At 70.8% G+C, this 12,760-nt stretch carries 10 protein-coding genes, 1 tRNA gene and 1 riboswitch; of the genes, 4 read left to right on the top strand and 7 right to left on the bottom strand.

The window, feature by feature from the left end; genetic code table 11:
- Positions 1–6: 6 nt before the first annotated feature.
- A tRNA-Gly gene (locus tag MicB006_RS00535) sits at positions 7–80 on the bottom strand.
- Between the two features lie 268 nt (positions 81–348).
- On the opposite strand from MicB006_RS00535, the gene MicB006_RS00530 reads away from it, so the two are divergent.
- The gene (locus MicB006_RS00530; RefSeq protein ID WP_116503131.1) at positions 349–1,341 is read left to right on the top strand and encodes a zinc metalloprotease; all 993 of its coding nucleotides are present in this window, start codon (positions 349–351) and stop codon (positions 1,339–1,341) included.
- 71 nt (positions 1,342–1,412) lie between these two features.
- Here the strand turns inward: MicB006_RS00530 and MicB006_RS00525 are convergent, their stop codons facing one another.
- Entirely contained in the window at positions 1,413–1,958 is a 546-nt protein-coding gene (locus MicB006_RS00525) for a pyridoxamine 5'-phosphate oxidase family protein (RefSeq protein ID WP_073826899.1), read from the bottom strand.
- Positions 1,959–2,036: 78 nt separating this feature from the next.
- Between MicB006_RS00525 and dcd the strand changes: the two genes are divergently transcribed.
- The gene (gene dcd, locus MicB006_RS00520; RefSeq protein WP_073826900.1) at positions 2,037–2,615 is read left to right on the top strand and encodes a dCTP deaminase; all 579 of its coding nucleotides are present in this window, start codon (positions 2,037–2,039) and stop codon (positions 2,613–2,615) included.
- Between the two features lie 64 nt (positions 2,616–2,679).
- Here dcd and MicB006_RS00515 read toward each other — a convergent pair whose 3' ends face one another.
- On the bottom strand, positions 2,680–3,711 hold the full coding sequence (locus MicB006_RS00515; protein WP_116503129.1) for an NlpC/P60 family protein: 1,032 nt from the start codon (positions 3,709–3,711) through the stop codon (positions 2,680–2,682).
- A 13-nt stretch (positions 3,712–3,724) separates the two neighbouring features.
- Positions 3,725–3,862, bottom strand: a riboswitch (cyclic di-AMP (ydaO/yuaA leader).
- Between the two features lie 238 nt (positions 3,863–4,100).
- On the opposite strand from MicB006_RS00515, the gene MicB006_RS00510 reads away from it, so the two are divergent.
- Positions 4,101–6,134, top strand: a complete 2,034-nt coding sequence (locus MicB006_RS00510; protein WP_116503127.1) for an N-acetylmuramoyl-L-alanine amidase — start codon at positions 4,101–4,103, stop codon at positions 6,132–6,134.
- 65 nt (positions 6,135–6,199) lie between these two features.
- Here MicB006_RS00510 and MicB006_RS00505 read toward each other — a convergent pair whose 3' ends face one another.
- The 3 genes from MicB006_RS00505 to MicB006_RS00495 all read right to left on the bottom strand — a co-directional run bounded on the left by MicB006_RS00505 (position 6,200) and on the right by MicB006_RS00495 (position 9,686).
- A complete protein-coding gene (locus MicB006_RS00505; protein ID WP_073827086.1) occupies positions 6,200–7,210 on the bottom strand; it encodes a C40 family peptidase in 1,011 nt (336 codons plus the stop codon).
- Positions 7,211–7,381: 171 nt separating this feature from the next.
- Complete coding sequence (locus MicB006_RS00500) at positions 7,382–8,386, bottom strand: hemolysin family protein (protein WP_116503125.1); 1,005 nt, start codon at positions 8,384–8,386, stop codon at positions 7,382–7,384.
- Positions 8,379–9,686: a hemolysin family protein gene (locus MicB006_RS00495; RefSeq protein WP_116503123.1), complete on the bottom strand. Its 1,308-nt coding sequence runs from the start codon at positions 9,684–9,686 to the stop codon at positions 8,379–8,381. Before MicB006_RS00495 ends, MicB006_RS00500 begins: the two co-directional genes overlap by 8 nt.
- A gap of 82 nt (positions 9,687–9,768) precedes the next feature.
- Between MicB006_RS00495 and MicB006_RS00490 the strand changes: the two genes are divergently transcribed.
- Complete coding sequence (locus tag MicB006_RS00490; RefSeq protein WP_225980595.1) at positions 9,769–10,446, top strand: GPP34 family phosphoprotein; 678 nt, start codon at positions 9,769–9,771, stop codon at positions 10,444–10,446.
- A gap of 66 nt (positions 10,447–10,512) precedes the next feature.
- Here the strand turns inward: MicB006_RS00490 and MicB006_RS00485 are convergent, their stop codons facing one another.
- Positions 10,513–12,756 (bottom strand): (Fe-S)-binding protein, encoded by a 2,244-nt coding sequence (locus MicB006_RS00485; RefSeq protein ID WP_116503119.1) that lies wholly within the window; start codon positions 12,754–12,756, stop codon positions 10,513–10,515.
- Between the last annotated feature and the right edge of the window lie 4 nt (positions 12,757–12,760).

Here is a 12,760-nt window from a genome sequence, read left to right as displayed (position 1 = left end):
TCACGCTGGAGCGGGTGACGGGAATCGAACCCGCACTGTCAGCTTGGGAAGCTGATGTTCTGCCATTGAACTACACCCGCAGGCGGCACCACTCTACCTGAAGGTCACCACCCCCGTGCAGTCAGGTACGCGCGCCACCTCGCCGAGGTGGCGGCATCGGCGGGCGGTTGACCCCGCCACCTCCCCGAACTGGAGTGGATCAAGCACGCGCCGAGGTCGCCGAGCGCGAAGTTGCACGTCGGCAACATATGGGCGTTCTCAAATGCATCGATGAGATGTAACGTCTGCCCCACGTTTCCGCACCGGCGTGACACACCCCCTGGCACGCCGTCAGAAAGAGGTGGGCCCATGGGACTGCGTCCCAACCTGCTGACCCGGCGTACCGCCGGTGTCGCGACGTCGACCCTCGCGCTGCTGCTCAGCACCGCCGCCGTCGGCGTCGTCCCCGCTGCTTCGGCCTTCTCGGCCGCCCCGGCCGGCGTCTGCGCCGAGCCTGCTGACGCCCACGCCGACGAGCACTCGAACGCCCGCGTCGCGAAGGGCGGCAACGCCAAGCTCGACCCCAACCACCTGACCGCCAGGCAGGTCCAGGACCGGGAAGCCGACCTCGCCGCGGCGCAGCGCGAGCGGGCCAACTTCCGGGCCGGCGCCGTCACCCCGCTGGCCACCGTGACGATCCCGGTCGTCGTGCACGTCATCCAGGAGAACAGCACCCGGGCCGGCGGCAACATCCCGGACTCGATGATCAACCAGCAGATCACCGTGCTGAACCAGTCGTACGCGGGCTCGACCGGCGGCGCCGCCACCGCCTTCGGGTTCCAGCTCACGAAGATCAACCGGGTGACGAACCCGTCGTGGTACCCGATCGTGCAGGGCTCCTCCGCCGAGCGCTCGATGAAGACCTCGCTGCGTGAGGGCGGCAAGAACACGCTGAACATCTACCTCGGCGAGCTGAGCGACAGCCTGCTGGGCTGGGCCACGTTCCCGAAGCGGACGCTGGACAAGATGGACGGCGTGGTGGTGCTCAGCGAGTCGCTGCCCGGCGGCACGTCGACCAACTACAACCAGGGCGACACCGGCACGCACGAGGTCGGCCACTGGCTGAACCTCTACCACACCTTCCAGGGCGGCTGCTCCGGCTCCGGTGACAGCGTCTCCGACACCCCGGCCGAGGCGTCCCCGGCGTACCAGTGCCCTACCGGCCGTGACACCTGCTCGGCCACCGGCAAGGACCCGATCACCAACTTCATGGACTACACGTACGACTCCTGCATGTACCAGTTCACCGCCGGACAGGCGAGCCGCATGCTCACCGCGTGGAACGCCTACCGCGCAGCCTGACCTTCTCGCACCACGTACCGGTGCCGGCCCTGTCCTCGGACGGGCCGGCACCGCTCGTTTCGGGGCTCTGGTCAGGCGGCCGGGCGGCGGGTGTCGAAGCCGTGCCGCCCGCGCCGGCCCTCGGCGGCTACCGGCTCACGCCGGGCCGGTTCGGCACCGAGCGGGTCGAGCCACACCCGCACCTGCGGCGGGGCGGCGCCGGGCTGGGCCACCGGGTCGCGCCGGGTCAGCATCGCCGCCTCGACAGTGAACTCGAACAGCCGCCAGTCACCCTGCGGCGACGCCCGCGCGATCCGGGCCAGGTGGGCCACTGTGGCCGGGTCGGTCACCGGCCGCGCGCGCCCCGCGATGTACGCCTCGTCGTCGCTCTCCTCCGGCGGGAACGAGTGCAGCGCGTAGCGGCCGTCGCGTTCGAGGTCGCGGCGCTTCGGCGAGTCGATGACGAAGCACCAGAGGCCGTCGTCGGTGATCACCGGGGAAACCGGGTGGACGCGGGGGCCGCCGTCGGCGCGGACCGTGGCGAGGTAGCCGAAGCCCGGCCCGTACTGCTGCATCAGGAGGCGGATCTCGTCGGCGAGGCGGGGCTCGTCGGCGGCGAATTCGGACCAGGAAGCCATGCGGACATCCTATCGAACACGTGTACGAAGATGTAGTGCGACACGCAGGTCACCCATACCGGTCGCTATGGTGTTCCGATGCTGCTCTCCGACCGCGACCTGGTCTCCGAGATCAAGGCCGGCACGCTTGCGCTGGAGCCCTTCGAGCCCACGTTGGTGCAGCCGTCGAGCATCGACGTACGCCTGGACCGGCTGTTCCGGGTGTTCAACAACCATCTCTACACACACATCGATCCGTCGGTACAGCAGGACGACCTGACCTCGATGGTGGAGGTGCCGGAGGGGCAGCCGTTCGTGCTGCACCCGGGCGAGTTCGTGCTCGCCTCCACGCTCGAGGTGATCTCGCTGGGCGACCAGCTCGCCGGCCGGCTGGAGGGCAAGTCGAGCCTGGGCCGGCTGGGTCTACTGACCCACTCGACCGCCGGCTTCATCGACCCGGGCTTCTCCGGTCACGTCACGCTGGAGCTGTCGAACGTGGCGAACCTGCCGATCACGCTCTGGCCCGGCATGAAGATCGGCCAGCTCTGCATCTTCCGGCTCTCCTCGCCGGCCGAGCACCCGTACGGCTCGGCCGTCTACGGCTCGCGTTACCAGGGGCAGCGCGGCCCGACGCCGAGCCGGTCCTGGCAGAGCTGGCGCACCTGGCCGACGCGCTGACGCCGACCGCAGTTGTTAATAGGGGCCCCCTCCTCTACCGGAGGCGTTAAGAGGGGACCCTTCCTTACACGCGGCCGTAGCTGTTGATGTCGCCGTCGTCGACCCGCTTCATCGTGATGGGCTTGCCGGACTGGGAGGCGTGCACCACCCAGCCGTCGCCCACGTACATCGCCACGTGGTGCAGGTCGCTGTAGTAGAAGACGAGGTCACCGGCGCGCAGGTCGGCGCGGCTGATCCGTTTCGTCACGGCGTGCTGCTGGCGCGCGTTGTGCGGCAGCGAGACTCCGCCCTTGGCCCAGGCCGCCAGGGTGAGGCCCGAGCAGTCGAAGTGGTCCGGGCCGGCGGCGCCCCAGACGTAGATCTTGCCGATCTGGGCGCAGGCGAACTTCACCGCCGCTCCGGCCGGGCCGCCGGGGTAGCCGGCCGGGCAGGGCGCCGGGCGCAGCGGGCCGCCGCCACCCTTGCCGTACACCTTGAGCCGCAGCTTCTGCAGCTTGGCGATCTCGGCGTCGATCTGCTTCTTCTTCGCCGCGAGCTGGGCCTCGGTGCGCGCCAGCCCGGCGATCATCTCGTCCAGCGGCTTCTTCTTCGCCGCCAGCTCGTCGCGCAGCGCGGCGACGGAACGCACCTGCTCGTGCTGCCGGTGCGCGAAGCGGTCGAGCAGTTCCAGGCCGTTGACCAGGTCACCGGGCGAGCGGCTGCCGAGCAGCACGTTGACTGTGGAGAGATTGTCGCCCTTGTAGGCGTCGGCGGCGAGGCCGCCGACCTGGCCGAGGGCGGCGTCCACCCGGGCCTGGAGGGGTGCGATCTGGCGGCCGAGCGCGTCGGCCTGCTTGCGCCGCGCGGCGAGCTGCTCGCGTACGGCGTTCACCTGTTCGATGACCGGTTCGAGCTTGTTCCAGTCGCGGTCGATCTGGGCCTCGATCTCGGCGACCGAGGGTTCGGCGTGTGCCGCCGTGGCGCCGCCGGTCAGAACGACGGCGGTGCCGACCAGCGCGGCGAGGGCTGTGGTGAAGCGGGACCAGCGGGAACGCGGCGCGAGGCTGGACCGGTCGGTGGACCGGCCCGACGACGGCCGCGGGGCATGGAGTGCCACCGGGCGTCCGTACTCCTTCTTCCGTACCGCCTACCGGGTTAGCTGACGGATTCGGGCGGGAAGGGAGCCGCCCTACCGCAGCAGCGCTGCGGATTCACCCCAGGTACCTGGTTCCCCGGCTCGCCCGGAGGCGACTCGGCGGTGTCGAACCGTCACCGACCGGGTTGGACGGTGAGACGTGCGGCCGACGATTCACCAGAGTAGGGACCACCGTTATCGATCCGCAACTTCCAGCGCCGTGACACTCCGTACGCGATGCGATGCCCCACTCCGCGCGGAGGTGAAATTTTCTTTCACTGCTGATTACTCACTGGAAAGGTATTGACCATCACGGGTGTGCGGAGTGAGGGTGGGAATGCAGTGACCCCCATCCCTGTCCAGGAGGTTCGATGCATCTCTCCGCCCTGCCGTCGGGCAGACGGATACTGCTCGCCGCCGCCGTGGCCACAGCCACCGTGCTGGCGACGACCGGCCCCGTGACCGCCGCGCCGGACACGTCCACGCCCGCGAGCGACCGGCAACAACAATACGCCGCCGCCGCGGCAGAGTACGGCGTACCGCAGAACGTGCTGCTCGGCGTCTCCTATCTGGAGTCCCGCTGGGACACCCACACCGGGCAGCCCAGCACCAGCGGCGGCTACGGCCCGATGCACCTGACCGACGCCGCGCACATCCTCGCCATGCCGGGCAGCGCCCACGTCGACGAGGACGAGGACCCGCGCGGCGACGACGCCCGCCCGCTCAAGCTCGACCCGGCCACGGCCGCCGCGCCGACGCGGGAGACCCCGTTGCCGAGCGCCTCGCTCCAGACGCTCGACGCCGCCGCCGCGCTCACCGGACTCGACGCGGGCACGCTGCGCACCGACCCGGCCGCGAACATCCGCGGTGGCGCGGCGCTGCTGGCGTCGTACCAGAAGGCACTGGGCGGGCCGGTCGGCGCCGGCACCGACCCGGCGGCCTGGTACGCCGCGGTGGCCCGGTACTCCGGCGCGGACACCGCCGACGCGGCGGCGGCCTTCGCCGACGAGGTCTACGACCAGCTCGGCCAGGGCGCCACCCGGACCACCGACGACGGCCAGCGGGTCACGCTCGCCGCCACCGCCGCGAAGCCGGACCGTTCCCGGCTGGCCCGGCTCGGCCTGCGCAACGCCGAGCGGCCGGACGGGCTGGAGTGCCCGGTCCGGCTGGCCTGCGAGTGGATTCCCGCCCCCTACGAGCAGCTCAGCGACGACCCGGGCGACTACGGCAACCACGACCTGGGCGACCGGCCGAAGCAGCAGAAGATCGAGTACATCGTCATCCACGACACCGAGGGCTACTTCGGCCCGAGCGTCGACCTGGTGAAGCGGGCCGACTACCTGGGCTGGCACTACACGCTGCGCTCGGTGGACGGCTACATCGCCCAGCACATCAAGACCAAGGACGTCGGCTGGCACGCCGGCAACTGGTACGTCAACGCCAAGTCCATCGGCCTGGAGCACGAGGGCTTCGCCGGCCAGGGCACCTGGTACACCGAGGCGATGTACCGCACCTCCGCCAAGCTGGTCCGCCACCTGGCGCTGAAGTTCGGCATCCCGATGGACCGGCACCACATCATCGGCCACGACAACGTGCCCGGCATCACCGCCGCCAACGTGGGCGGCATGCACTGGGACCCGGGGCCCTACTGGGACTGGTCGCACTACTACGACCTGATGAAGGCACCGTTCCGCGGCACCGGCACGGCGAAGACCGGCCTGGTCACCATCGACCCGGACTTCGCCACCAACCGGCCCGCGTTCACCGGCTGCAACCAGCAGCCGCCCGGCGTCCCGACGCCCCGGCCGCCGGCCGAGCCGTGCCCGTCGCGCGGTTCCTCGGCGGTGGTCCTGCGGACCGCGCCGAGCCTGGACGCCCCGCTCGTCAACGACCTCGGGCTGCGCCCGGACGGCACGCCGGACACGATGTACATCTCCGACCACGGCGCCCGCGCCTCCGCCGGCCAGACGTACGCGCTCGCCGGCCGGCAGGGCGACTGGACCGCGATCTGGTACCTCGGCCAGAAGGCGTGGTTCCTCAACCCGGCCTCCGCGCCCACCGCCAAGTGGGCCACCGGCTTCGTGGTGACCCCGCGGCCCGGCAAGGCCACCATCCCGGTGTACGGCCGCGCCTACCCGGAGCAGGCCGCCTACCCGGACACCATCCCGTACCAGACCATCTCGCCGCTGCAGTACACGTTCGCCGCCGGCCAGCGGTACGCGGTGGGCGGGGTGCTGCCCGGCGAGTACTACCGGGCGGTCTCGTTCGACGGTTCCGCCCCGGGTGACCGGACCGTGGTACGCGGCGAGAACCGCTACGTGCAGGTCCAGTTCGGCCACCGGATCATGTTCGTGAACCTGGACGACGTGCTGATCCTGCCGTCCCCGGTCGGCGCGCCGCGCTGACCTCTCCACCAGAACGCGAAGGCCCCCGGTCCGCAGGGACCGGGGGCCTTTTCGTGTGACCGAGGTCAGGTGACCCGGACGAAGCCGGCGAGCGGCTGGGTGTTGATGCTCGACACCTGGACCGGTTTGCCTGTCCGGGGCGCGTGCACCATCACCCCGTTGCCGAGATAGAGCCCGACGTGATGCAGATCGGAGCCGAAGAACACCAGGTCACCGGGGCGCGCCTCGGAGCGGGACACCTTGCGGCCCTCGTTCCACTGCGCGCCGGTGAAGTGGGTGAGCGAGATGCCCGCCGCCTTGTACGCGTACTGCGTGAGGCCGGAGCAGTCGAACGAGTTCGGGCCGGTGGCGCCCCACACGTACGGGTCGCCGACCTGGGCGCACGCCGTCGCGATCGCGGTCCGCGCGGCGCTGCTCACCACGCCGTCGATCTTCGGGCAGCCGGCCGGGCGGATCGAGGTCACCGGCAGCATGGCGGTGAGCCGCTTGATCTCCGAGTCGATCTGCTTCTTCTTCGCCGCGAGATCGTTCTGCTGCTTGGTCTCCAGCTCGATCAGCGCGTCGAGCTTCTCCTTCTGCCTGTTGTACTCGTCCCGCACCTTGAGCACACCGGCGATCTGGCGGCGCTGGTCGTCGGCGATCCGGTCCAGCATGACCAGCTGCTCGGCCAGCGTGCCCGGCTTGGTGCTCACCAGCAGCGCGCCCAGCTCCTGCGACGGGCCCTGGATGTAGTAGCGGGCCGCGATGTCGCCGACCTTGTTCATGGCGAGCGTGGAGGCCAGCTCCAGCGGCACCATCTTGTCCTTCAGCGCCTTGGACTTCTTCTGGTTGGCGCGAAGCTGCGAGCGGACCTTGTTGAACTGCTCGATGGTGGGTTCGAGCTGCTCCCACTGCTTGTCGATCTGCGCGTCGATCTCGTCCACCGACGGCGCCGCGTGCGCCGGAGCCGTCAGCATCCCGGCACCGACCGCGGCGGCCGCCACCAGGGTGACCAGACGGCGTGCCATCCGTTGGAACCCGGCCCGCCGGCCGGGTGGAGCGCTCGGGGCGTGACGTTGAGGGGGCGTGGTTGCCACCGGCACGGACTCCTTTGCAACCGACCGCCGGGCGCCTCGCGAGAGGGAAGATTCGAGGCAGACGACCCACAGCGGTCGGTGCCCCACATTAGGGAAGGCGTCCGGTGGAATCAAGGCGACCGTTTGTTCAATCACGTATCCGCAATCGGTTGCACACAAAGGGTATTCATTTCATCTCCCGACGATGGCTGTCAATACATCGTCGAGCGTGACCACACCCATCGGCCGCCGTCCGTCGCTGACCAGCACCATGTGGCGGCGTTCACGGCGCATCGCGAGCAGCAGATCGGCGAGCGTACGATCCGGCGGCACCACCGCCAGCGGCCGGTAGACATCGGCCGGCACCGGCGCCCGGCGGCTCGCGCCGGCGTACCCGAGCACGTCCTTCACGTGCACGAAACCGAGCACCCGGCGGGTGGTCCGCTGCACCACCGGGAAGCGGGACCGGCCGGTGTGGGTCGCCAGCACCTCCAGCGACGCCGGGGAGACGTCCTCGGCCACTGTGGTGACCGTGGACCAGGGTTGCAGCGCGTCCGCCGCCGTACGGCTGTGCAGGGCCAGCGCGCCGGTGATCCGGGCGTGTTCCTCGGCGTCCAGCAACCCCTCGGTACGCGCCTGCGAGACCAGCCCGGCCAGTTCCTCGGCCGTGAACACGGTCTTCACCGCGTCGGTCGCCTCCACCCGCCACCACCGCAGGACCTGCCGGGACGCCCACTTCATCGCCAGCAGCAGCGGCTTGGTGACCAGGCAGAACGCCAGCATCGCCGGGCCGAGCCAGAGCGCCGAGGGCTCCGGACCGGCCAGCGTGATGTTCTTCGGCACCATCTCGCCGACCACCGTGTGCAGGAACACCACCACTGCCAGCGCGATGACGAAGGTCACCGGGTGCACCGCCGAGGCGGGCAGCCCGAGCGCGGCGAACGGCCCTTCCAGCAGGTGGGCCAGCGCCGGCTCGGCGATCGCGCCGAGGCCGAGGGAGCAGACCGTGATGCCGAGTTGCGCCCCGGCGATCATCAGCGGGATCTGGTTCATCGCTGCCAGCGCCCACCGGGCCCGCTTCGACGTCGCCGCCAGCGGCTCGATCACCGTACGCCGGGAGGCGATCAGCGCGAACTCGCTGCCCACGAAGAACGCGTTGCCGAGCAGCAGCACCACCGCGACAAGTAGCTCAGGCACCGTCGTCGGGCTCCTCGGGGCGCACCACCCGCACCTGTTCGATCCGGTGCCGGTCGACCTCCACCACCGTGAACTCGTACCCGGCCTCGTCGACCGTCTCGCCCGGCACCGGGATGCGGCCCAGCCGCGCCATCAGGAAGCCGCCCAGCGTCTCGTACGGCCCGTCGGGCAGCCGGAACCCGGTCTGCTCGACCAGTTCGTCGGCGCGCAGCACGCCGTCGGCCAGGACGGTCCGCTCGCCGCCCGGCACGGTCAGCTCCACCGGCCCGGCGTCGTCGACCGCGTCCGGGTCGAACTCGTCGGCGATCTCCCCGACCAGTTCCTCGACCAGGTCCTCCACTGTCACCACGCCGTCGGTGCCGCCGTACTCGTCCACCACGATCGCCAGGTCCGCCCCGGCGGCCTTGAGCGCGGCCAGCACGCCGTTCAGGTTGAGGCTCTCCGGCACGTACACCGGTTCCCGGGCCACCGCGGCTACCGAGGTGGCGGCCCGGCGGGCCAGCGGGACGCCCAGTGCGTCGGGCACCCCGGCGACGCCGGTGACCAGGTCGAGCGTCTCCTCGTAGACCGGGAACCGGGTCCGGCCGGTCTGCCGGGAGAGGTCCAGCAGGTCGGCGACGGACGCGGTGGCCCGCAGCGCGGTGACGTCCACCCGGGGCGTCATCGCCTCGGCGGCCCGCTTGTCGCCGAAGCGGATCGTGCGCCGCAGCAGCATCGCGGTGTCCGGCGGCAGCGCGCCGGCCCGCGCCGAGATGGCCGCGAGCAGACCCAGCTCCTCCGGGGAGCGGGCGCTGGCCAGCTCCTCCTGCGGTTCCACGCCGAGGCGGCGCACCAGCCGGTTGGCGGACTCGTTCAGCAGCCGGATCAGCCACCCGAACGTGCGGGAGAACGCGCGCATCGGCGCGGCGGCGGCGAGCGCCGCCGGCATCGGCCGGGCCAGCGCCAGGTTCTTCGGCACCAGCTCGCCGAAGAGCATCGAGATGAGCGTGGCCAGGGCCAGCGCGAGCAGGCCGGAGAAGCGTTCCGCGCCGCCGAGCGGATGCAGCAGCGGGGCGAAGATCCGGGCCAGCGCGGGCTCGGCGAGGTAGCCGGTGAGCAACGCGGTGAGGGTGATGCCGAGTTGCGCGCCGGAGAGCTGGAAGGACAGTTCGCGCAGCGCGCGGCGCACCGTGGCGGCCCGGCCGTCCCCCTCTGCGGCGCGCCTGTCGATCTCCGCCCGGTCCACAGTGACGAGGGCGAACTCGGCCGCGACGAAGAAGGCGTTGCCCGCGGTCAGCAGCACGAAACCGACCAGAGGCAACAGCGTCAGAAGGAGAAGGCCGTCGATGGGCGTGATTGTGGCACGCGAGCGCCGGTGGTGGGCCCCCCGTAGCGTGGAACGCATGGACGGTCTGCTGCTCACCGACGAACTGGTCCTGCTCGCGTACGACGACAGCGGCACGAACCGCCTCGGCAGTCCGCACCTCGGCTACGGCCTCGCCGGGGCGGTGCTGCTGGAACTGGCGCTCGCCCGGCGCGTCGAGGTGGCGGACAAGCGGCTCGTGGTGACCGATCCCGCGCCGACCGGCGTGCCGCTGCTGGACGAGGCGCTGGCGACTGTCGGCTCCGGCCGCCCACGCAAGCCGAAGGACTGGATCGGCAAGCTGGCCCGGGGCCTGCCGGAGCGGGTGCTCGACGGGCTGGTGGCCGCGGGGGTGCTGCGCCGGGAGTCGGACCGGGTGCTGCTGGTCTTCCCACGTACCCGCTATCCCTCGCCGACCGGAGCGGAGCCGGCGGTGGAGACGGCGGCCCGGGAGCGGATGGCGGCGGCGCTCACCACCGACGGCCCGGTCGACGCCCGGACCGCCGCGCTGCTCACGCTGACCCGCGCGGTCGGCCTGGACCGCAAGGTCTTCCGCGAGCTGCCGAAGGAGCGGGTCAAGGCCCGGATGGACGAGATCGCGGCGGGTGACTGGGCGTCGGCCGCCGTCAAGAAGGCGATCGAGGAGATGCAGGCCGCGCTGCTGGTCGCGATGACGGCCGGGACGAGCGCCGCCATCATGACCACCACGACCAGCTGAACGCGACGGCGGCGGCACGGCACGGGTGCCGCCGCCGTCGTGGTCCGACTTCTGCCGGGGTACGCCTCAGCTCGCGCTCGACGCGACCTCCGGCTCACCGGCCGGGGCCTCCGGCTTGACCGAGCGCAGCAGCACGCTGGCCACGTCGACCACCTCGACCTGCTCGCCCGCGCCCTTGCCGTTCACGCCGTCGTTCAGCATCGTCGAGCAGAACGGGCAGCCGACCGCGATGGTCTTCGCCCCGGTGGACATGGCCTCCTCGACCCGGTCCACGTTGATCCGCTTGCCGATCTTCTCCTCCATCCACATCCGGGCGCCGCCGGCGCCGCAGCAGAAGGAGCGCTCGCTGTTGCGCGGCATCTCGACGAGGCCGCTGTCGCGGCCTGCACCGGAATCCGAGGCTGCGCCACCGCGGCCATCTCCGATGGCACTGCCGAGCACCTCACGCGGGGCGGCGAAGATCCGGTTGTGGCGGCCCAGGTAGCACGGGTCGTGGTAGGTGACGCCGCCGTCCACCGGCTGCACCGGGGTGAGCTTGCCGGCGCTGACCAGGTGGGCCAGCAACTGGGTGTGGTGCACGACCTCGAACTCGCCGCCGAGCTGGCCGTACTCGTTGCCGAGCGTGTTGAAGCAGTGCGGACAGGTGGCGACGATCTTCCGCTTGCTCTTCTCCCGGCCCTCGAACGCCTCGTTCAGCGTCTCGACGTTCTGCTGGGCGAGCATCTGGTAGACGAACTCGTTGCCGATGCGGCGGGCCGGGTCACCGGAGCAGGTCTCGCCCTCGCCGAGGATGGCGAACTTGACGCCGGCCTCGTTGAGCAGCGTGGCGACCGCGCGGGTGGTCTTCTTGGCCCGGTCCTCGAACGCGCCGGCGCAGCCGACCCAGAACAGGTACTCGAAGTCGTCGACCTCGCCGACCCGCGGCACCTCGAACCCGAGGCCCTTGGTCCAGTCCTCGCGGGTGTTCTGCGGGGCGCCCCACGGGTTGCCCTTGTTCTCCAGGTTGCGGAGCATGACGCCGGCCTCGGACGGGAAGCTCGACTCGATCAGCACCTGGTAGCGGCGCATGTCGACGATGTGGTCCACGTGCTCGATGTCCACCGGGCACTGCTCGACGCACGCGCCGCAGGTGGTGCAGGACCAGAGCACGTCCGGGTCGATGACGCCGCCCTCCTCGGCGGTGCCGATCAGCGGCCGGTCGGCCTCGGCCATGGCGAGCACGTCGACGCCGGCCAGCTGCTCCTGCGTCGCCTTCTCCTCACCGGTGAGGTCCTTGCCGCCACCGGCCAGCAGGTACGGCGCCTTGGCGTACGCGTGGTCGCGCAGGCTCAGCACCAGCAGCTTCGGCGACAGCGGCTTGCCGGTGTTCCAGGCGGGGCACTGTGACTGGCAGCGGCCGCACTCGGTGCAGGTGCTGAAGTCGAGCAGGCCCTTCCAGCTGAACTGCTCGACCTGGGCGACACCGAACTGGTCCTTCTCCGGGTCGGCCTCCTCGAAGTCGAGCGGCTTGCCCTCGCTGGTCATCGGGCGCAGCGGGCCGAGACCGGAGCCGGCCGGCTTCTCCGGGTCGCGCTTGAAGAAGATGTTCGGGAAGGCCAGGAAGCGGTGCCAGGCCACGCCCATGGTGACGTTCAGCGAGATCACGATGAGCCAGGTCATCGAGATGCAGATCTTGATGAGGGCGGCCACGCTGACGCCGGCCTCCCAGTTCGGGAGCACCGAGCCGATCGCGTGGCTGAGCGGGGCGGCCCAGACCGGGTACTCGAAGTGGTCGGTGGCGACCTTGAAGCCCCGGATCACGAACCCGAAGATCAGGACCAGCAGGACGACCCACTCGACGAAGTAGCCCTGCCACATGCTCGAACCGGTGAACCGGGACCGGTTCTCCGCGCGACCGGGACGGTTGCGCAGGCGGATCGCCATCAGCACCAGGATGCCGGCCAGGCCGAGGATGCCGATCCACTCGGTGACCAGACCGAAGATCGTCCAGTGCCCGATGATCGGCAGCCCGCCACCGGTCGAGACCACCTCGAAGTAGGCCTCCAGCACCAGCAGCGACAGCACGATGAAGCCGACCATCACGAACCAGTGGGCGGCGCCGACCACGCTCCACTTCAGCATGCGGGTGTGCCCTGCGGTCTCCACCAGCATCTTCTTCGTACGCGCGCCCTTGTCGCCGAAGCGCTCCGGCGCGGGCTGGCCGAGCCGGATGACGGCGGTCATCTTCATGACCGCGCGCACCGCAAGCCACACCGCGACAGCGGTGATGGCGGCCGCGAGGATCGTGGTGACGATCTGGACGCTGCCCATCGAG

This window comes from Micromonospora sp. B006, assembly GCF_003408515.1.
Classification (GTDB): Bacteria; Actinomycetota; Actinomycetes; order Mycobacteriales; family Micromonosporaceae; genus Micromonospora; species Micromonospora echinospora_A.
Note: the sequence above shows the minus strand (reverse complement) of the source record. Positions and strands in the feature narration are given on the sequence as shown.

What these genes read in the sequence shown, in the direction of transcription:
- MicB006_RS00530 (WP_116503131.1), top strand. Translation starts at nt 349, where the DNA reads ATGGGACTGCGTCCCAACCTGCTGACCCGGCGTACCGCCGGTGTCGCG.
- MicB006_RS00525 (WP_073826899.1), bottom strand. Translation starts at nt 1,958, where the DNA reads ATGGCTTCCTGGTCCGAATTCGCCGCCGACGAGCCCCGCCTCGCCGAC.
- dcd (WP_073826900.1), top strand. Translation starts at nt 2,037, where the DNA reads ATGCTGCTCTCCGACCGCGACCTGGTCTCCGAGATCAAGGCCGGCACG.
- MicB006_RS00510 (WP_116503127.1), top strand. Translation starts at nt 4,101, where the DNA reads ATGCATCTCTCCGCCCTGCCGTCGGGCAGACGGATACTGCTCGCCGCC.
- MicB006_RS00490 (WP_225980595.1), top strand. Translation starts at nt 9,769, where the DNA reads ATGGACGGTCTGCTGCTCACCGACGAACTGGTCCTGCTCGCGTACGAC.
- MicB006_RS00485 (WP_116503119.1), bottom strand. Translation starts at nt 12,756, where the DNA reads ATGGGCAGCGTCCAGATCGTCACCACGATCCTCGCGGCCGCCATCACC.